The sequence below is a fragment of the Secundilactobacillus angelensis genome (assembly GCF_012641075.1).
Lineage (GTDB): Bacteria > Bacillota > Bacilli > Lactobacillales > Lactobacillaceae > Secundilactobacillus > Secundilactobacillus angelensis.
This window is the reverse complement of record NZ_JAAXLJ010000015.1, coordinates 1-20,234: the sequence shown is the minus strand read 5'-3', so window position 1 is coordinate 20,234 and position 20,234 is coordinate 1. Positions and strand designations below refer to the sequence as shown.

Here is a 20,234-nt window from a genome sequence, read left to right as displayed (position 1 = left end):
GGACTGAATGGCCAGTGAAAATATAAATTTATTTGGTGAGGAACAACAGCCTCAGCAGTCCTACATTGTTGGTACGGTGGCGGCAACTTTTTTTGAAAGCCCCGATAGTTTCTACAAGGTATTACTGGTGAAAGTTTCTGCTACCAACCTTAATTGGCACGGTGACGAGATCGTTGTTACCGGTAACTTTGCGGATGTCGCTGAGGATATGCCATACCGTTTCTTTGGCAAACTGGTTGACCATCCTAAATATGGTCAGCAATTTCAGGCTGATAATTATCAAAACGAGGTGCCAACGACTAAAGAAGGCATCGTTCAGTATCTTTCTGGGGATGATTTTCCGGGGTTAGGTAAGAAGACGGCCGAAAAAATCGTTGCTTTGCTGGGATTGACCGCCATTGATCAAATTAATCAGGACCCTTCAGTTCTGGATCCGCTTAATTTGAAAACTGAAGTTAAGCAGACGTTGGTCGATAATTTAACCAGTAATAATGGCGTTGAACAAATCATCATTGGGTTGAACGGCTACGGTTTTGGTAGCCGGTTAGCTAGTGCTATTTTTGAACGCTATAAGGAAAAGACGTTACAAGTGATTCAGGAGAATCCTTATCAACTCGTCGAAGATATTAACGGTGTCAGTTTCAAAAGGGCCGATCAGATTGCTGAACAGTTGGGCATCGGTACCCAATCACCACAGCGAATTCAAGCCGGCCTTTTGCAAACCTTAGGTGAACTTGCAATGTCAGATGGCAACACCTTTACTAGTGCTGAGCCGTTACTTAACGGCACTATTCGGTTACTTCAGGAAAGTCGCAACGAATCGGTTGATCCCCAACTGATTGCGGATCAACTAGTGGAGTTGGGCAAGCAACAAAAAGTTGTGGGTGAAGATAACCGAATCTTTCTGAAGAGCCTCTATGATGCCGAATGGCAAGCTGCTGAACATCTTAACCGAATTTTGCAGGCTTCTGATCTAAAAGACTTTGATGACGATAAGCTTGAAAAGCAAATACGCGTCGTTGAGCGAAACTTAGGAATCACTTACGATGACTCACAAGAATCGGCCATTTTATCGGCCATTCAGTCGCATGTATTCCTGTTAACTGGCGGTCCAGGTACAGGGAAAACAACGATTATCAACGGAATTGTTAACTTATATGCTAAATTACATGAATTATCCCTGGATATTAACCAGTATAAGGATAAACCCTTTCCGATATTGTTAGCAGCGCCAACTGGACGAGCTGCCAAACGGATGAGTGAAACAACGGGTCTTCCTGCTAGTACGATTCACCGGTTGTTAGGCCTTACGGGTCGAGAAAACAACGATGACGTTACAGCCAAAGACTTGGAAGGTTCCTTATTGATCGTGGATGAAATGTCGATGGTTGATATTTACTTGTTCCGGACGTTGCTTCGTGCAATTCCAGACTCGATGCAGGTCGTTTTAGTGGGTGATAAGGACCAGCTGCCATCCGTTGGACCTGGGCAAGTTTTCTTTGACCTATTAAGTAGTCACCGAATTAAGGCAATGGAGCTCAACACAATTTATCGTCAAGATGATGATTCATCCATCATTCCATTGGCGCATGACGTCAAGATGGGGCGGCTGCCAGCAGATTTTACGCAAAATAAGTCTGACAAATCGTTCATTCGTTGTAACGCCTATCAGATGCCCTCCGTGATTGAACAAATTGTTGGTAAGGCCAAAGAACGTGGGTTTTCTGCTGATGATTTTCAAGTCCTGGCGCCAATGTACCGTGGGCCGGCTGGCGTTACTCGGCTGAACACACTCATTCAAGATATTATGAACCCACTGAGTGAAACCCGAAAAAAAGAAGTCGAATTTCGGGGTGAAAAATTTCGGATTGGTGACAAAGTACTTCACTTAGTCAATAGTCCGGAAAATAACGTCTTTAATGGCGACATTGGCTCAATCGTGGGGATTACATTTGCGAAGGCCCGTGGTAATTCGGATAAGGTGGACAAACTCACGGTGGCTTTTGACCAAACCGAAGTGACTTACCCGAGAAATGAATGGGACAAATTGACACTTGCCTATTGCACGACGATCCATAAGGCGCAAGGGAGTCAGTTTAAGATGGTCATTTTACCCATGGTGATGCAGTACTCGCGGATGTTGCAGCGAAATCTACTGTATACGGCGATTACCAGGGCCAAGTCGACCCTAATTTTACTGGGCGAACAAGCGGCCTTTGAACAAAGCGTTAAGCGCCAGTCTGTGAACCGTCATACAGCGTTAGTTGATCGATTAACTGCTACGATCAGTGAGACTCAAGAGTCCCTTGTCGAACAGCAGGAAGCCGAAAAATCAGGTGAAAATCCGGCTGAGCCACAGTCCGTAAAACAACCATTAACTGATGATGCAAGCAAGCAACAATCTGAAGCACAACCGGTTATTTTAAATAATGGTATTTTAACCATGTCGTTAGTGAGTGGCGGTCAAATTGATCCGATGATTGGAATGGGAAAAGTCACGCCTAAATCGTTTACTAACAAATAGTGATAGTGTAATATTTGGTGTAAGTAGTTTAATCGATAATATCAATCCTGGAGGAAAAACATGCCAAATCAGAGTGAAACTAAGCATCCGTTGAAGATGTTTGCGTTAAATTCAAATCGGCCATTGGCAGACAAAATTGCTGCCGCAGCTGGTGTTGAACTGGGGAAGGCAACAATTAAGCATTTTAGTGATGGTGAAATTTCAATCACAGTGGATGAAAGTATTCGTGGTGATGATATTTTCTTGATCCAATCTGTTTCGGATCCCGTGAATACTAACCTGATGGAGTTAATGATCATGGTGGATGCAGTTCGTCGGGCCAGTGCACATTCGATTACCGTGGTGATCCCTTATTATGGTTATTCCCGTGCAGACCGGAAAGCACGTTCTCGTGAACCCATTACGGCCAAATTAATTGCCTCGTTGCTTGAAGATGATGGTGTGAACCGGGTGGTGACCCTTGATTTACATGCGGCTCAACTTCAAGGATTCTTTGATATTCCAATGGATCACCTAGAAGCAACACCGCTGTTGGCAGGGTATTTCATTGACCACGGATTAACCGATAATTTAGTTGTGGTATCGCCCGATCATGCTGGCGTTTCTAAGGCTCGGCGGATGGCGGACCTGCTGCAAGCACCACTCGCCATTATTGATAATCGTGATCCTGATAAATCAACGACTTCTGCGGATGCCGTGATTGGGTCTGTGAAGGGTATGAACGCAATTTTAGTGGATGATATTATTGATACTGCCGTACGAATCTCAATTTCAGCTCAAACTTTAAAAAATGCCGGGGCAAACGATATCTATGCCGTTGCAACTCACCCGGTATTTAGTAAAAACGCAGTCTCACAAATGACAAATTCACCATTGAAAAAAGTGATCGTCACCGATTCCATTCAAATGCCTGATTCAAAACAGTTTGATAAACTGGAAATTATTTCAGTTGGCCATTTAATCGGGCAGGCAATTCGGCGAATCTATTCCGAACAGAGTGTCGGACAATTATTTATCCAATAACAACGTAGTAAAATAAGAAAACGGCGATTAAGTTAATCTATCTGAGACTTAAATAATGATTATTCAGATAGATTTTTTGTTGTTTAGCAAATTTTAAATGAGGACGGAGAATACATCATGACTTTCAAAAAAATCTTGCTTGGAATTGGCAGCATTGCTTTAGTCTTAACGCTGACAGCTTGCGGTTCATCCAAGTCCAGTAGCAGTGGTCAGCAGATGGCTACTAAGCAAGTACTTAATCTCAGCACAACTGATACAATTTCGACGTTGGATAATTCAGCAGCTTCTGAATCTGTGAGTCTGACAGCTCTGTATGCAACCAACGAAGGCTTGTACCGGTTAGGTGAGCACTCAAAGATTGAAAATGCCCTGGCAACTAAAACTCAAGTTTCAAAAGATGGACTCACTTACACGTTTAATATTCGTCAAGATGATAAGTGGAGTGATGGTAAACCAGTAACGGCTCAGGATTTTGTTTATTCATGGCGAAGAACCGCCAATCCTAAAACGGCTGCTAACTATGCCTACTTGTTCGATGGTATTAAGAACTTTAGCGCTATCCAAAAGGGTAAGCTTAGTCCTGATCAATTGGGCGTTGCCGCACCCAGCAAGGATAAATTGGTTGTAACATTGAGTCAGCCAGTGCCTTATTTCAAACTCTTACTCGCATTTCCAACTTTCTTCCCCGAAGAACAGTCAGCCGTCACAAAGTACGGTAAACAGTATGGTAACAACGCACAGAATGTGACTAATAACGGACCGTTTAAAGTCGCTGATTGGAACGGGACGAATAACACTTGGACTTTGAAGAAAAACCCAAATTATTGGGATAAGAAGCACGTCCACTTGAGCCAAATCAATTATCAAGTCGTTAAGAGTCCAAGTACCGGCTTGAATCTGTATAACCAAAATAAGCTTGACGTGACACCATTATCGGGAACTCAAGTGGCTAATTATCAAAGTAATAAGGGCTTCAAGAAGTTTGAAGGTGGTTCAATGATGTATCTACAAATGAACCAAAAGCGGAACAAAGCGTTGAAAAACGTTAAAGTTCGTCAAGCTCTTGCCCAAATTGTGAATAAGCAGACCTTAGCCACCAAGGTGTTACGAGATGGTTCAACCGCGCCTAAGGGGTTCGTTTCAACCAATCTTAGCCGTAATCCCAAGACTAAGGCTGATTTCGCAACAGATGCCTACGTTAAGTCTGGTGTGACATACGATTCTGCCAATGCCAAGAAGCTTTGGGCTGAAGGCATGAAACAAGTTGGCCAGAAGAAGCTCACGTTGACCTTGCTGAGTGATGATACTGACCAAGCTAAGACCACTACACAATATTTGCAGGATCAATTCCAGAAATTACCTGGGCTGAAAGTTAATATTGATAACGTGCCGTACAAGAACCGTCTGGCACGTTCATCCAACGGAAATTTTGATTTGGTTGTGTCGATGTGGGGTGCTGATTTTGCCGACCCAATCAACTTCTTAAGCCTGCAAGAATCGAACAACCCAACTAACAATGGCAAATGGTCGAATAGCGACTATGATAAGCTGATTAAGGCTTCCCAAACGACGGATGCTAATAATCAACAGCGCCGTTATGAGGACTTGGTTAATGCTGAAAAGGTATTGATGAAGGATCAAGGGATTATTCCACTGTACCAGCCGTCAACCACCGAACTTTGGCGGCCAAGCGTCCATGGCTACGTCTGGAATCCAGCTGGTATGAGTCGAGGTTTAAAGAATATCTATATCACCAAATAATCATTTACTGGATCGAAAGCTTCCTGGTTAGTCGAATAAGGCTAATCAGGAAGTTTTTTTAACTGGATTTCAAATTGATTTCAAAACCTAATGAAAATGTTATGGATTTCAATTGAGTTTACTTATAAAATATATGATTTTCAAAAAAACATGAAAAACGCCGTGTTTATGTTGAATTAGTTTGAAATTTTCATTGAAACATGATATACCTGAAGAGTAGGTAATGAAAGCGATAACAAATTAAAGTGTTCTGTTTGCATTCTGAGAACATTTTGTGAAAATGGAGGATTTAACATGAACTTCGAGGATCTATTAACCGAGCAACGAAACCGGCATTCCACTCGTATCGACCAAGTTGGCACAGCAGATATGGTTGAAATTATCAATCGTGAAGACCAACGGGTTGCACGATCGGTTCAAAAGCAGTTGCCACAAGTTTCGCAAGCCATTAACTTGGCCACTAAGCGTTTTGATGCTGGTGGTCGGCTGATTTATATCGGTGCCGGAACTTCTGGTCGGCTAGGCGTCCTAGATGCCACCGAGTTAAGGCCGACGTATGGGCTAGAGGAATCACAAACCTTTGGCATCATTGCAGGCGGGCCTGAAGCCATGTTTCATACCCTAGAAGGAGTGGAAGATTCAGCTGAATTGGCAGAGAATGACCTCAAAAAAGTGAATTTAAATGATAAAGATATCGTGATTGGGATTGCTGCCAGTGGTGCCACTCCATATACAGTAGCGGCTTTACACTATGCTAAACAAGTTGGGGCGCTCGCCATTGCCGTAGCTTGTGTCACCGACAGTCCACTAGAAAAGAACGCTGATGTGGCGATCTGTCCAATTGTGGGCCCGGAAGTGATTACTGGCGCTACCTTGATGAAGGCTGGGACTTCTCAAAAGATGGTCCTTAACATGGTTTCTAGTGGCATCATGATTCGCTCCGGAAAGGTTTATCAAAATCTGATGATCAACGTTGTGCCGACTAATGAAAAGACGAATCGGCGGGCAAAAAGGATTATTGCGGCAGCTACACAGACATCAACGCTGGCTGCTGAGAGAGCCCTGGAACGTGCTGATAATAATGTGCCACTGGCAATTCTATTGATTGAAACTAAGGGAACTATTGCTGAAGCAAAAGCATTATTGAAGCAAGCGGGTGGTCATGTGAGTGATGCTGTCAAATTAAGTTTGAAGTCCTCAGCTCGCTCAGTTTAGAACTGTTGCAACATTCACATGGTTTTCCCCTTGACCGGGTGTCATTCTCCTCTTAAAATTGATATGTACCAATCATAAGAGAAGGAGAATCACTAAATATGTATGCAGCGGATGAAAATCGTTACGACGGCCGGATGCCCGTTCGTCGTGCAGGCAACAAGGGTCTGCAGTTACCTGGAGTATCCTTTGGCTTGTGGCACAGTTTTGGAAATGAAGCCAACTATGCTGACAGTGAAAAAATTATTTTAAAAGCGTTTGATAGCGGTATTTTTAGTTTTGATCTTGCCTATAACTATGGCCCTGGTTCCGGTGCGGCAGAACGGTTATTTGGCCAGATCTATCAGGCCAACTTGAAGGCCTACCGTGATGAATTGGTGATTACAACGAAGGCTGGTTTTCACATGTGGCCGGGACCATACGGTGAAATGAGTTCTCGAAAGACGCTGATTAATGCGCTGGATGGCAGCTTAAAGCGAATGGGTTTAAACTACGTTGACATTTTCTATAGCCATCGTTTTGATCCGAATACAGATTTAGAAGAAACCGCTGTTGCGCTGGATGATATTGTCCGGTCAGGAAAAGCATTGTACGTTGGTATCTCAAATTACAACAACGCCCAAACAAAGGCCATTATCAAAATCTTTAAGGACTTACACACCCCGTTTGTTGTTAACCAACTGTCCTACAATATGTTGAATCGAGAAGTCGAGAATGACGGCGTTTTAGACACGCTCAAAGCCAATAATCTCGGGATGATTGCGTACGGTCCCTTAGCTGAAGGATTATTGACCAACCGTTACTTAGGTGGTATTCCTGAAGATTTCCAGATTCATTGGAGCAGCACGGACGTGATGGATCAGGGTCGTGCAAAACTAACGGAAAAGCTTAATCAACTTAATGACATTGCAATGAACCGTGGCCAAACCATGGCACAAATGTCACTGGCCTGGCTACTAAAGGATCCAGTAGTTGTGAGCGTTGTTACCGGTGCTTCGAAGGCGTCACACTTGGAAGATAATTTGAAGGCCGTTCAAAACATTCGCTTCTCAGCTGATGAACTAGAAAAAATTGATTCAATCATCAAAGGTTAATTAAATAGTTCGACCCCCATTTCAAGTCTGCTTGGAATGGGGGATTTAGTACATAGCGTTTTTGGACAACCTGAGTAAGCTGAGCAACTGCTTTAATTTAACCAGGTTGCAGAAAGGAGGGCATCGTGGCACAGAAAGTGACAATTAGGGACTTAGCCGAAGCAGCTGGGGTATCAGTAACAACGGTTTCACAAGTCTTAAACGGTAAGGGCGAACGATTTAGTAGTGATACAAGAGACCGGGTCTTAAAGTTACAAAAAAAGCTCGGATATGTGCCTGACTATAACGCTCGTAATTTAATCATGGGGTCCACCCAGACAATCGGTGTGCTGGTTCCGAACTTAGCGAATCCCTTTTTTAGCATGTTTATTAAGGGCATTCAACAAACTGCGCAATTACGCCACTTCATCCCAATTATTTTTGATGCCAATCAAAATCAAAAATTGCAAACAATGTATTTGGAGGAATTGATCAAACGCGCTGCTAATGGCCTGATCATTGCTAGTGCGACGTTGAATGCTAATGATATTGACCGAATTTTAACCCGCAATGGGATTCCTTATTTGCTGTTCGATCAAAACGATGCCCAAGTTGGTGACCGGGTCTGGGTGGATGATTATAAGGGGGGGCAGATGGCAGCGAATTACTTACTGTCGCAAGGACACAGACGAATTGCATTGTTAGCGGGTGAGGAGATCACCCATAATATGCAGCAACGAATCAGTGGTTTTCGTGCTGGAATGGCCAAGTACCGTGCTACTTTACCGGATGACATGGTGGTACAGACACCAATGACTAAGTTGGGTGGTTATCAAGCTACCGCAGCTTTGTTGGCAAAAAAGCCATCAGCAGTTTTCTGTATCAATGATGAAACTGCAATCGGGTTGTATCGTGGTGTCCAAGAGCGAGGATTAAGCATCCCTAATGACCTATCAATTATGGGATATGATGATATTGACCTCGCCAATTTTGTCACCCCTAAGCTGACGTCAATTCACCAACCGGCGTTTGAAATGGGACAAGTGGCCACGGAACTGCTGATCGAACGGCTGAATAATCCGCGATTGGCACATCAAGATAAGCAATTGCCGTTAGAATTGATCATCCGGGATAGTGTCAAATTAATTCAGTAATATATACAATAAAAATGTGAAACAAATATGAATTAATGATGATGATATTGCGAATATCATCTACAAAACAGTGATTTAAACAATTTAAAATATTTAATCTAATTTTAATAATCTAATAATATGCAAAAATAGATGTATATTTAAGTCATAGAGACTTAAATGGCGTCTTTTTTGTATATTTTTTTGTAAATTTTCAAGTCCACTTAAAAATGCGAAATTCTTGGCATTCGAACTGTGAAATAGCCGATGAAAGCGATTGCCATAAATCTTATGATTAAAGTGTCCAAAAGAGATAGGAGGTAACTATTATGATCAAACCCATTCATGTGACATCAGAAATTGGTAAGCTTGACGTTGTCATGTTAAAGAGACCAGGAGCCGAAGTTGAAAACTTCACGCCAGAAATGATGCCAAGACTTTTATTTGATGACATTCCTTACCTACCCATTGCTCAAAAAGAACACGATAATTTTGCTGATACACTCAGGGATAACGGCGTAGAGGTGCTATATCTTGAAAAGTTAGTTGTAGAAGCTTTAGATGCTGGCGGATCAGATGTAAAGGCCGCTTTCCTAGACAAAATGTTAGTTGAGTCCGGTTATGCAGCCGGTATGATTCATCACGTATTAGAGGATTATTTAACTAGCATGACAACTACTGAAATGGTGGTTAAAATCATGGCTGGTGTGCGGAAAAATGAGTTAGACTTCGTGCCGCGAGATTTAGTGAGCGCTGCTGAAGAAAAGGATTACCCATTCTTCATGGATCCGATGCCTAACTTGTATTTTACCCGAGATCCAGCTGCTTCGTTAGGCGATGGTCTGAGTATTAACAACATGACTTTCCCAGCTAGGCAACGTGAATCGTTCTTTATGGAAACGATTATCAACTATCATCCAAGATTTGCTAACCAGGGTCTGCACGTTTGGCGTGATCGTGATCAGCCAGGCCGAATCGAAGGTGGCGATGAGTTGGTGCTTAGCGATACTGTAATTGCCATTGGGGTATCGGAACGGACGTCAGCTCACGCGATTGAAGATATTGCCCGCAGATTGTTTGAACACAAGAGCGGCTTTGAAAAGGTGCTGGCGATTCGGATTCCACATAACCACGCGATGATGCATTTGGACACGGTTTTCACAATGATCAATCACGATCAGTTTACAGTTCATCCAGGGATCCTGGGTGAGGGCGGTCAAATTGATACCTGGACCATTACTGAAGATAATGACGGCGAACTGCATGTGGATCATCATTTAGACTTAAAACAGGTATTAAAAGATGTGCTTTCTCTTGATGATATTGATCTCATTCCTACTGGTGGCGGTGATCCGTTGATTGCTGACCGTGAACAGTGGAATGATGGTTCTAACACACTGGCAATTGCACCAGGCGTTGTAGTCACCTATAATAGAAACTACGTATCAAATCAGGTACTTCGTGACCATGGACTCAAAGTTCTAGAAGTTCTCTCCAGCGAACTTTCACGGGGACGTGGCGGTCCAAGATGCATGAGTATGCCGCTGGTACGAGAAGATCTATAACCTAACAAAAGGAGCTATTACTATGACAGACTTTAAAAATAGCGTTTTTCAAGGACGGTCAGTGCTGGCCGAAAAAGATTTTAGTGCCGCTGAATTAAATTATTTAGTTGATTTTGGACTGCATTTGAAAGCCCTTAAAAAAGCGGGCATTCCGCATCATTACCTAGAAGGTAAGAACATTGCTTTACTATTTGAAAAGAATTCGACCCGGACTCGTTCAGCTTTTACTACCGCAGCAATCGATCTTGGTGCCCACCCAGAATTTTTAGGGGCCAACGACATCCAGTTAGGTAAAAAAGAATCGGTTGAGGACACAGCTAAGGTGCTTGGTAGCATGTTTGACGGGATCGAATTCCGTGGTTTCAGCCAACACGTTGTTGAACAGTTAGCTGAATTTTCTGGGGTTCCCGTTTGGAACGGTTTAACCGATGAATGGCACCCAACTCAGATGCTGGCTGACTTCATGACGGTAAAGGAAAACTTTGGCCATCTGAAGGGCTTAACGTTGACTTATATGGGTGACGGCCGTAACAACATGGCTAATTCCTTACTCGTTACCGGAGCGATCCTCGGAGTAAATGTTCACATCGTGGCACCGAATGAATTACATCCAGAGCAGGAGATTCAAGACATTGCTAATGGCTTTGCCAAGGATTCAGGTGCTAAGTTATTGATCACTGATGACCTTGATAAAGGTTTGAAGGGCTCAAATATTGTTTACACTGACGTTTGGGTATCAATGGGTGAGAATAACTGGCAAGAACGAATCAATCTGTTGAAGCCTTATCAAGTGAACATGGCGGCTTTGAAGAAGACGGGCACACCTGATGATCAATTAATCGTGATGCACTGTCTGCCAGCGTTCCATGATACGACCACTGATTACGGTAAAGAGATTGAAGAAAAGTACGGTTTGACTGAAATGGAAATTACTGATGAGGTCTTCCGTAGCAAGTACGCCCGTCAGTTTGAAGAAGCTGAAAACCGGATGCACTCTATCAAAGCAATGATGGCTGCAACGTTGGGTAACTTATTTATTCCAACTGTTTAGTAAATCACTACAGCGTATTTAGGGGGCTTAGGCAAAACACCACTAGGTGTTTTGCTGAGCACCCTTTTTGTTTGTTGATGGCACTCAGCGGAAAGGATGATTCCTATGACAGCACGCAAAATTGTGGTCGCACTTGGTGGCAATGCTATTTTAGCTAATGATGCTAGTGCGGCAGCGCAACAACGCGCTTTAAGAGAAACTGCTAAATACCTCGTTAAATTTATTCAGCAAGGTGATTCGTTGATCATTTCTCATGGAAATGGCCCACAAGTTGGCAATATTTTGTTACAGCAAGCTGCAGGGAGTACACCTGATAACCCTGAAATGCCATTGGATACCGCGGTCGCTATGACTCAGGGGAGTATCGGCTACTGGTTGCAAAACGCAATGGCGGCCGAACTGGCAGCGTTAGGGCTTGAAATGGACGTTGCAACGGTGGTGACACAGGTGGTTGTCGATGAACATGATCCAGCCTTTGACACACCGACCAAACCAATTGGTCCGTTTTACTCTCGTGAAGCGGTGAGTGTGCTAAAATCAGCCAATCCTGGTTTTCACTTCGTTGAAGATGCCGGTCGCGGTTATCGGCGGGTAGTGGCATCTCCACGACCAGTCGACGTGGTTGAAGCTGGAGCAGTCAATCAGCTGGCCAAAGCGGGTGTGATACCAATTGCTGCTGGCGGTGGCGGTATTCCGGTAGTTCGACAGGGGAATCAACTGATTGGCCGTGAAGCGGTCATCGACAAAGATTTTGCTTCAGAAAAATTGGCAGAACGGGTTGGTGCCGATCAGTTGATTATTTTGACGGCCGTGGATCACGTCTACGTGAACTTTAATCAGCCTCAACAGCGGCAACTGACGACAGTTTCTGTCAACGAATTGCGACAGCATATTGCTGATGGCCAATTTGCGGCCGGTAGTATGCTGCCCAAGGTTGAAGCAGCCATTGAATTTGTGACGCACCGACCAGAGGGCCAGGCGGTGATTACATCGTTAAGTAATCTGGGGCAGTTTATTGAATCGGGTTCGGGAACGGTGGTTTCAATGGTGAGTGCGGATGCGAACGTTTAGATGATGTCAAGTCTAGTGTGACTGTGACAATGCTCGGTTGATTCCAGAATGTAATGAGAAAGCACTACTTTGACTTTTCTAGTCGGGGTAGTGTTTTCTCGTTTCGCACACAGATCAAACTTAAATTTGAAATCAATTGGCGTATAATAATAGCCAGATAAGAAGGGAGCTTGTTTCATGCTGCAATCGGACGATACATATCGACATTATTTACGTCAACTACCTGAGTTCTGTGATTTTACTGAGGCTGAGTTTTCAAAATTAACCCATGATTTAAGTGTAAAGACTTATCCTAAAGGGCAGATCTTGTTCGACCATGGCGATCTGCGACAACGTTTTTATTACGTCATAAAAGGGGTTGTCCGTCTGGAACGGCACGATGAAACAGGAAATTTCACGTTCATTAACTACGTGAAAGCAATCAAGGGTTTCCCTTATCGTGGGTTATATACCGACGCGGATTACCCCTATACGGCAACTGCGCTCACGGATATTACGATTGCTTCGGTACCAATGACGACTTTTGAGGCAATTGTTTCGCTTAACCCGCTGGTTACCCGACAAGTGATCAGTCAGATGAGTCACTTGCTTGACCGAATGGAAAATCGATTGCAGAAGTTGGTCACTTCAAGTGCAACTAATAGGGTGATTCAAGCGCTCAGTATTTTTGGTTCCGATATGGGTGAGAAGACTCCCGATGGTGATGTGTTAATTCCTTACCCCATTACTTTGATTGAATTAGCGCGACTGAGTGGGACCACTCGTGAAACCGCCGGGCAAGTTGTCACGAAATTAGAGGTTGCAGGTAAGTTAATCTATAATAAAAAAAGATTCCGGTTTGATCCCAGTGGGCTAACCGGATAAGTACAAACTTTGAATCGAGTATCAATAAGAAGATTAATTACTGAAAGCTGGGGTTTACAATGCCATTAACCATTAAAAAAATTGAAACGTTTCCGATTGCTGTCCCGTTAAAATCACCATTTAAAACGGCGCTAAGGACGGTGACCACTGCTAGTAGTTTGATTGTTCGGCTGACTGATTCGGATGGTGTTACTGGGCTTGGAGAAGCCGCACCTACCGCTCCAATCACGGGTGACACGTCAGCAAGTATTCAGTATGCTGTGGAACAAATCATTGCCCCGAAATTAATTGGACAATCTTTAAATCAGCCTGAACGAATTAAAAAGATCATTGACACGGCCCTAGTTGGCAATCATAGTCCAAAGGCGGCGGTCAACATTGCTGTAAATGATTTGTTGGCCAAGCACTATGGTATTTCCCTATCTGAGTTTCTGGGCGGCTATCAGCAAACCGTTTCAACGGATTATACCGTTAGTGTGGGAACGGCTACAGAAATGGTCAGTCACGCTAAACAACTGGTGAGTGAAGGATTTGACACCCTTAAGGTTAAAGTTGGGAGTCAGTCGCCATTTGAAGATCTGAAGCAAGTTCGAGCCATCCGAAGTGCTGTTGGGACAGATATCAAGATTCGATTGGATGCTAATCAAGGCTGGCATAAAAAGCAGGCGGCTAAAATGATTAATCAAATGGCCGAGGAAGGGCTCGAAATTGAACTAGTGGAGCAACCCGTTCCAGCAGATGATTTTGAGGGCATGGCTTATGTAACGGCCAACACCGAAACACCAATTATGGCAGATGAGAGCATTTTTTCAGTGAAGGATGCGTTAAGACTACTAAAACTAGACGGTTGTGATATTATTAATCTCAAACTAATGAAGGCAGGCGGAATTGATAATGCCTTACAGATCAATTCAATTGCGGAAGCCTTTGGCGTGCCATGCATGGTAGGCAGTATGATTGAATCTCAAGTATCCGTTACAGCAGCAGCCGAAATGGCTGCTGCAAAAGCCAATATCCAATACTATGATCTAGACGCTGCCATGATGTTCAAGACACAGCCATCAACTGGTGGGATCACCCATGCAGGACCAGTAATTACGATTCCGGATGGGATTGGCCTAGGAGTCGATTTTAAAGCAAATTAAGTGGGGGTGAGTGAATGGAAAAAAGACGAATTAGCGTTCCGGTTGCAACACTATGGACTAGTCCCAAAGCGCCACGAGAAAGCGATCAACTCGCTTTGGACGGCGATACAAAACAATGGGTAGCCAACATGACTACCGCTGAAACTATTGATTTGTGTGACTCTAAGCGTTTGGAAACGCAAGCCGTTTTTAATGATGAAGTGATCATTGAAACAATCCAGGATGACTGGGCGAAGGTCTATTTAGTGAGTCAACCAGATGATGCCGATCAGCGGGGATATAGTGGTTGGCTGCCAACCAAATTGCTCTCCAGTGAGTCCGTTACGTACGATCAAAAGGCTGATATAGTTCATGTAGTTGTTCCCTTTACAACCTTGTATGATCGGCAACACCAACCACTGTTTACACTTGTGATGGGAACGGAACTATCTAAATTAGGTGTTGAAGGGCAGTTAATGCAGGTTGATACACCATTAGGCGAGGGATATATTGCAACTGACAGTACAGTTGTTAGCGTGACCGGGACGACTTTAGGCCGACAAATGATTGCGCTAGCTCGTCAATTCTTGGGTTTAAGATACTTATGGGCAGGAATTTCTCCTTATGGTTTTGATTGTTCTGGGTTAATGTACACTTTGCATCGCGTGATGGGAATCCAGATTCCACGAGACGCTGATGACCAGAGAAAGGGTGGCAAATCAGTTGAACCAGAAAACATGCAGCCTGGCGATCTCCTATTCTTTGCCTACGAACATGGCAAAGGTTTTGTCCATCATGTTGGGATGTATATTGGTGATGGCCAGATGATTCAATCACGAACACCAGGTAAGCAAGTGGACATAGCCAAGTTGACCGAGATGCGTTACGCACCTGAATTTGTTGCTGCAAGAAGGTACTGGCAATGAGCTTGAAAACAGACATTGACGAGCTGATTGCATCTTACAATGGGCAAATTGCAATTTGCATGTATGATACAAATAAGCTTATTTACAGTCATCAGGAGCATACTCAGGTACCAGCTGCATCCTTAATCAAATTGGCCATTCTAGCGACCCAGCTGAATCGTGATGAGGATTTGAACCAAGTGATTCAAATTTCTCAGACACCTCAAGTTGATGGTGCAGGTGTGCTTAAGCTATTGAATCAGAGCGAATGGTCGATGAGTGATTTACTTGGACTGATGATTGCTGATTCCGACAATTATGCAGCCAACGTGATGATTGATCATTTAACGATGGCTTCAGTTAACTTGTGGTTGGAGCAAAATGGTTATAAAGAAACGTCACTTCAACGTCGCCTAATGGATACTAATGCACGTGACCACGGTCAGGAAAATTTAACGTCAGCCTTTGAGGCGGTACGCCTATTTAGAGAGTTGATGAACCGGTATTTATTACCGCAAAAGTGGTTTTTAAATCAACAGTTTCGTGGTAAATTGCCTTTAGCGATGGATGAAACTGCTACCGATGTGAAAATTTACAATAAGACTGGTGAGGGCCCGTTGATTGACCATGATGTTGCTCGTTTTTCAAAGCATCAACATGACATCGACGTAGCTGTGTTGACTTGGAACTCTGCTGACAGGTTAGCTGCCATTTCTGTCCTGGCTAAAATTGGCAGGTTGGTTTATACCTCCTTATGAATTTATTAAAAGGGCTGAACAAGTATTCAGCCCTTTTAATTGTCGTGATACACTGGGATTAACCTATATGAAATGAGGATTTCATGATGAAAAAAGCAGTTCGAATCAGTTTAATTAGCGCTGCATTGTTATTAATGTTAGGTGCAACTGGCTCGGTTCACGCGTTGGCAGATACTGGCAGTGACGTGACCTCAAGTTCGGATTCAACTAATACCTCCTCTGGTCAAGCAGTCCAGACAAAAGCCTTGTCGAAGCCTTACGTCGTTTATGGTTCCGGTTTAGCTTCTGAAGATAAGGATGCTGTTTCAAAGGCTTTGGGCGTGCAATCTAATTATCAAAGCTTGACAGTGACTGGAACTGATTATGGGACGTATATTAATTCTGCAGGAACCAGTGATGCTAGTATGATCAGTTCAGTCTCACTAGCCCCCGCTGATCCAGGAACGGGTGTTAAGGTCAATATTGCTGATTACAACGGGCAGAATAATATTACTCAGGTCACTTCTCAGCAATACGCTATGGTTGCCACCATGGCTGGAGTGAAGGATGTTATCATTACGGTAACAGCTGATAAGACGGTTTCCGGCGAGTCAGCTCTAACTGGGGTTTACAAAGCCTTAGCAGCGGACGGACTAACCCTGAATCAGCAAAATACGCAAGCCGCTAATGGTGTTATGGATGCCACTCAGCCGGCAATCAATCAGAATAAAAGTGATAAAAAATACCCAGGGAAATTGATGGCTGCTGTTGGGAACGTTTCATCTCAGTTGGCCAAGCAACGACAGCAAGATAATCAATACGCAACCAAAGATGACATTCGACAAATGTTAAATGACGCTTTAGCAAAACAAGGGATTCAATCTCAAACTTCAACTACCGTTATTAATAACATTGTCATCGCTTTGAGCAACGTTCAAAAAGCGCCCGTTTCTGGCACTTCCAGTTACGTCAACAATGCTAAACAAGTTGCTAGTAACATTGGTAATTCGGTAGGTAACAAAATGGCGCAGTTAAAGGATTTTGCCAGCAATGCTGATACTAGCGGAATTATGGGTGCTTTGAGCAGAATTTGGCAGTCAATTGTCGCTTTCTTTAACAATTTGTTCTAATTATGCGAAGCCTTTTAAGCAAAAAGTAATCGAATAATGATTAAAATATTAACTAGTTGCCATAATCGATGAGAATGGCAACTAGTTTTTTTGTATGCTACAAAGTCTTCTGCAACGTGCTGTGACGCGGATATCTCCAACTCAATTGAATTTCGTTAATTGGCTATCGCAAGAAAATCTTAAACTTTTTTGCTGATTATTTAGAAAGTGTGTTACTATGAACATGTAATTTCTGTAAAGCGTATTCATTAAAGATTAATCAGGAGGGGTGATCTGATTTGGGAAAACAACATACAACGACCAAAGTTATCACCGCTAGTTTTATTGGAGCGGCCGGTTTTATGTTTGCCGGTTCGTTGCAGGCTAGTGCTAAAACGATTACTGTTAAGTCTGGGGACACTGTTTGGAAGCTCGCTAACAAGTATGGGGTATCAGTTGGTTCAATTGAAAAGGCGAACCACTTAAGTAAGGATACGATTTTTGCTGGTCAAAAGATTGTGTTAGGTTCTTCTGCAACCAATCATACTGTGAAGGCTAATGCTTCAGCCAAGCAGGTAAAGGCTAGTTCAAACACACAAGTAACAACTAAGAAAACTGCTGTTTCAAGTCAATCGTCTTCAACCAAGACAACAGCCACAGCCTCTACATACAAAGTTAAGTCGGGGGACACGCTGAGTAAGATTAGTGCCAAATATGGGATTACTGTTAGTCAGCTGCAATCGTTAAACCATTTAAAGGGTGACACGATTTTTACTGGCCAAAAGTTAACTGTAAAAGGGACAGCTTCTAAGGTAAAAGCAACCTCGCCGGTTACTAGCACCGTGAAAAAGACAACAACGGCCAAACGAACAGCAGCTACCACAACGTCTGCTGCTAAGGCTACTACATCAACCTCGACTAAACAGTCGGCTGTTAAGACGCCTAAGGCTAAGAAGACAGTCAAAGCAGATGCTGCTGGCGCTCCTGTAACGTCTGTAACGAGCTATGCTGTTAAGTTAGCCTCTCAAAAGATCCCATACGTTTGGGGTGGGTCTTCATTAAGAGGAATGGATTGTTCAGGCTTCACCAGTTACGTATATGCGCACACAGTTGGGACAGCTTTGCCACATAACACGGTTGCTCAAGAAGCACATGTTTCGATGCATGCTGTCAGTCAAGCGGTTCCTGGTGATCTCTTATTCTGGGGACCTAAAGGAGCTAGTTATCATGTTGCAATTTACATTGGTAATAACCAGTACGTTGCTGCACCAGAACCTGGCGAAAACGTTCAGATTCAATCTATGAGCGCCTACTTTAAGCCAAGTTTCGCTGGGACGGTTAAGTAGTTTCTAGTCAATAAAATTGTATTTTATTAGATCCGGACGTCTTTGTTTTCGGGTCTTTTTATTTTGCCGTTATTTTAAAATTTCTTACAAAATCTGGTTCACAAAGTTGGGTTTTGGTGTTATAGTCATTCTTGTTTAAAAATTACTTAAACATTTATTCTGCAATTAAGAAGGCGTATAACTGATGAGTAATCGTTCAGAGATCCTCACCGAATATCGGAAAGCAAATGAACAATTGACTGAATTGAAGGTAACTGAAGCTCGACAGGTTGAACCGTGTCATCATGAGACGATTACGATTGAGCCAAAGTACGGTCGGCAAATGCAAGAACTTTCAGCCAAGTGTGATTATTTAAATATGATTTTGGAAGCTATGGCTGCATCTGAAGACTAGGATTGCCTTTTAGTCTCCCTAAATGTGACACTAAAGAAACAAGAGCAAAAGCTGAGTTAACAGTAACTTACTGTTAGCTCAGCTTTTTTGTGTGATACCTATTAGATAGTTGGATCAATCCAAAAGGGATATTGTTTTGTTTCAAAGTAGGTGTCCCAATATCGACCGCCCATCTCTTCACCATCTATTTGGCCATATTCAATGGAAGGAACAATCAGATGAATTTTGTTTTCATGGTAATGATGCACAGATTTTAACTTTAAGTGTTTCCCCATTGATATCATTAATAGTATAAAGAGCAGCTTAAAAATATTAGCTCGCTCAATAACAACTAAATCAAGGTTGGGGTCTTTGGCAGAAGCCGGTGGTACGATTTTAAAGCCACCACCAAAGTAAGGGTGATTAGTGACAGTCACCAAGTAAGCCCGCGAATAGATATCTCTGTGTTGTCCGATATGGACAGTCAGTGGAAAAGCTTCCTGATTGTAAAAGACGCCTACCAAGGCCGCCAAATAGCTCAATGCGCCAATATGGAATCGATTAAGCAGGCTTTTAGTTTGTGTCCCGTTGGCTGAAGTCACCACTGCAGCGTCAAAACCAATGCCTAAATTGTTTGTAAAGACACCGCTGGTCTGTTTATTGGTGTCAAAGAAAGAACCCACTGTGAGCCAATTTTCAGCGGTACAGTTTAAAATTTGGTTGAGAGCTTTATGCCAGTTGGTCGCCATCTTGATGCCACGGGCAAAATCATTGCCGGATCCTACCGGTAAGTATGCCACGGGAATTGGGTGTTCTAATTTGGCCTCAATTAAGCCAGAAATAGCTTGATGCAAAGTGCCATCACCGCCAATTGCTAACACAACATTCTGGTGTTGGTCAGTCACCGCATCGTCGGCATGAGCCTTAGCGAACTGATTCGCTAGGAGCTGAGTGTGACCAGAATAAGTGGAACGAACAATTTTATAATCAATTTGTCGTTCATCTAGAGCTGCTTTAATTTCAGGCCAAAGATTTTTGACGCTGCCACCGCCGGCATACTCATTTAATATGATGTAGTAACTGACTGACACCTAACTCATCCTCCAATAGCTTTCAAAAATCATACTGTCCTATTATAGCCGACTTTGCCTAGCAGGGCTAGATTGAACTATTCAGAAAGTGTTCATATTTAGTTAGAATGTGATGAGAAAAATTATGAAAACGTTAGAAGTGGTCTCTAAGGTAAATTTTCCGAAGAAAAAGGGGTTCTACAATATCTGTTGTTGGTAATAGATTTTATCTATTACTGATAACAGATTTTTTGTTACACTACTATTTAATAAAAAAACGGGCATTCCCGCCC

The 20,234-nt window shown here is 43.0% G+C and carries 17 protein-coding genes; 16 read left to right on the top strand and 1 reads right to left on the bottom strand.

The window, feature by feature from the left end; translation table 11 throughout:
• Positions 1 to 7: 7 nt before the first annotated feature.
• From recD2 to HC026_RS08445, 16 genes are all read left to right on the top strand, one after another.
• Complete coding sequence (gene recD2, locus HC026_RS08520; protein WP_168925571.1) at positions 8 to 2,524, top strand: SF1B family DNA helicase RecD2; 2,517 nt, start codon at positions 8 to 10, stop codon at positions 2,522 to 2,524.
• 60 nt (positions 2,525 to 2,584) lie between these two features.
• Positions 2,585 to 3,547: a ribose-phosphate diphosphokinase gene (locus tag HC026_RS08515; protein WP_168925570.1), complete on the top strand. Its 963-nt coding sequence runs from the start codon at positions 2,585 to 2,587 to the stop codon at positions 3,545 to 3,547.
• Between the two features lie 117 nt (positions 3,548 to 3,664).
• Positions 3,665 to 5,308: a peptide ABC transporter substrate-binding protein gene (locus tag HC026_RS08510; RefSeq protein WP_168925569.1), complete on the top strand. Its 1,644-nt coding sequence runs from the start codon at positions 3,665 to 3,667 to the stop codon at positions 5,306 to 5,308.
• 294 nt (positions 5,309 to 5,602) lie between these two features.
• Positions 5,603 to 6,523: an N-acetylmuramic acid 6-phosphate etherase gene (gene murQ / locus HC026_RS08505; RefSeq protein ID WP_168925568.1), complete on the top strand. Its 921-nt coding sequence runs from the start codon at positions 5,603 to 5,605 to the stop codon at positions 6,521 to 6,523.
• Between the two features lie 98 nt (positions 6,524 to 6,621).
• Positions 6,622 to 7,614: an aldo/keto reductase gene (locus HC026_RS08500; RefSeq protein WP_168925567.1), complete on the top strand. Its 993-nt coding sequence runs from the start codon at positions 6,622 to 6,624 to the stop codon at positions 7,612 to 7,614.
• Between the two features lie 125 nt (positions 7,615 to 7,739).
• Positions 7,740 to 8,747 carry a ribose utilization transcriptional repressor RbsR gene (rbsR, locus tag HC026_RS08495; protein WP_168925566.1) on the top strand — a complete coding sequence of 336 codons (1,008 nt, stop codon included), beginning with the start codon at positions 7,740 to 7,742 and terminating at the stop codon, positions 8,745 to 8,747.
• A 308-nt stretch (positions 8,748 to 9,055) separates the two neighbouring features.
• Positions 9,056 to 10,291 (top strand): arginine deiminase, encoded by a 1,236-nt coding sequence (arcA, locus tag HC026_RS08490; RefSeq protein WP_168925565.1) that lies wholly within the window; start codon positions 9,056 to 9,058, stop codon positions 10,289 to 10,291.
• 22 nt (positions 10,292 to 10,313) lie between these two features.
• Positions 10,314 to 11,342, top strand: a complete 1,029-nt coding sequence (argF, locus tag HC026_RS08485) for an ornithine carbamoyltransferase (RefSeq protein ID WP_168925564.1) — start codon at positions 10,314 to 10,316, stop codon at positions 11,340 to 11,342.
• A gap of 105 nt (positions 11,343 to 11,447) precedes the next feature.
• Positions 11,448 to 12,413: a carbamate kinase gene (gene arcC, locus HC026_RS08480; protein WP_168925563.1), complete on the top strand. Its 966-nt coding sequence runs from the start codon at positions 11,448 to 11,450 to the stop codon at positions 12,411 to 12,413.
• A 177-nt stretch (positions 12,414 to 12,590) separates the two neighbouring features.
• On the top strand, positions 12,591 to 13,277 hold the full coding sequence (locus HC026_RS08475) for a Crp/Fnr family transcriptional regulator (protein ID WP_168925562.1): 687 nt from the start codon (positions 12,591 to 12,593) through the stop codon (positions 13,275 to 13,277).
• Between the two features lie 59 nt (positions 13,278 to 13,336).
• Positions 13,337 to 14,422, top strand: coding sequence for a mandelate racemase/muconate lactonizing enzyme family protein (locus tag HC026_RS08470; RefSeq protein ID WP_168925561.1), 1,086 nt, complete (start codon positions 13,337 to 13,339; stop codon positions 14,420 to 14,422).
• A 14-nt stretch (positions 14,423 to 14,436) separates the two neighbouring features.
• On the top strand, positions 14,437 to 15,327 hold the full coding sequence (locus HC026_RS08465; protein WP_168925560.1) for a C40 family peptidase: 891 nt from the start codon (positions 14,437 to 14,439) through the stop codon (positions 15,325 to 15,327).
• The gene (locus HC026_RS08460; RefSeq protein ID WP_168925559.1) at positions 15,324 to 16,064 is read left to right on the top strand and encodes a serine hydrolase; all 741 of its coding nucleotides are present in this window, start codon (positions 15,324 to 15,326) and stop codon (positions 16,062 to 16,064) included. The genes HC026_RS08465 and HC026_RS08460 overlap by 4 nt, the downstream gene beginning before the upstream one ends.
• Before the next feature lie 86 nt (positions 16,065 to 16,150).
• On the top strand, positions 16,151 to 17,173 hold the full coding sequence (locus HC026_RS08455; protein ID WP_168925611.1) for a DUF1002 domain-containing protein: 1,023 nt from the start codon (positions 16,151 to 16,153) through the stop codon (positions 17,171 to 17,173).
• Between the two features lie 278 nt (positions 17,174 to 17,451).
• Entirely contained in the window at positions 17,452 to 18,498 is a 1,047-nt protein-coding gene (locus HC026_RS08450; RefSeq protein WP_168925558.1) for a C40 family peptidase, read from the top strand.
• A gap of 184 nt (positions 18,499 to 18,682) precedes the next feature.
• The gene (locus HC026_RS08445) at positions 18,683 to 18,892 is read left to right on the top strand and encodes a hypothetical protein (protein WP_168925557.1); all 210 of its coding nucleotides are present in this window, start codon (positions 18,683 to 18,685) and stop codon (positions 18,890 to 18,892) included.
• Between the two features lie 101 nt (positions 18,893 to 18,993).
• Here HC026_RS08445 and HC026_RS08440 read toward each other — a convergent pair whose 3' ends face one another.
• Complete coding sequence (locus tag HC026_RS08440) at positions 18,994 to 19,962, bottom strand: diacylglycerol/lipid kinase family protein (protein WP_168925556.1); 969 nt, start codon at positions 19,960 to 19,962, stop codon at positions 18,994 to 18,996.
• Between the last annotated feature and the right edge of the window lie 272 nt (positions 19,963 to 20,234).

Coding starts and splice junctions, on each gene's coding strand:
- arcA (WP_168925565.1), top strand. CDS start 9,056: ATGATCAAACCCATTCATGTGACATCAGAAATTGGTAAGCTTGACGTT.
- HC026_RS08455 (WP_168925611.1), top strand. CDS start 16,151: ATGAAAAAAGCAGTTCGAATCAGTTTAATTAGCGCTGCATTGTTATTA.
- HC026_RS08470 (WP_168925561.1), top strand. CDS start 13,337: ATGCCATTAACCATTAAAAAAATTGAAACGTTTCCGATTGCTGTCCCG.
- recD2 (WP_168925571.1), top strand. CDS start 8: ATGGCCAGTGAAAATATAAATTTATTTGGTGAGGAACAACAGCCTCAG.
- HC026_RS08500 (WP_168925567.1), top strand. CDS start 6,622: ATGTATGCAGCGGATGAAAATCGTTACGACGGCCGGATGCCCGTTCGT.
- HC026_RS08465 (WP_168925560.1), top strand. CDS start 14,437: ATGGAAAAAAGACGAATTAGCGTTCCGGTTGCAACACTATGGACTAGT.
- murQ (WP_168925568.1), top strand. CDS start 5,603: ATGAACTTCGAGGATCTATTAACCGAGCAACGAAACCGGCATTCCACT.
- HC026_RS08475 (WP_168925562.1), top strand. CDS start 12,591: ATGCTGCAATCGGACGATACATATCGACATTATTTACGTCAACTACCT.
- argF (WP_168925564.1), top strand. CDS start 10,314: ATGACAGACTTTAAAAATAGCGTTTTTCAAGGACGGTCAGTGCTGGCC.
- HC026_RS08460 (WP_168925559.1), top strand. CDS start 15,324: ATGAGCTTGAAAACAGACATTGACGAGCTGATTGCATCTTACAATGGG.
- HC026_RS08445 (WP_168925557.1), top strand. CDS start 18,683: ATGAGTAATCGTTCAGAGATCCTCACCGAATATCGGAAAGCAAATGAA.
- HC026_RS08510 (WP_168925569.1), top strand. CDS start 3,665: ATGACTTTCAAAAAAATCTTGCTTGGAATTGGCAGCATTGCTTTAGTC.
- arcC (WP_168925563.1), top strand. CDS start 11,448: ATGACAGCACGCAAAATTGTGGTCGCACTTGGTGGCAATGCTATTTTA.
- HC026_RS08515 (WP_168925570.1), top strand. CDS start 2,585: ATGCCAAATCAGAGTGAAACTAAGCATCCGTTGAAGATGTTTGCGTTA.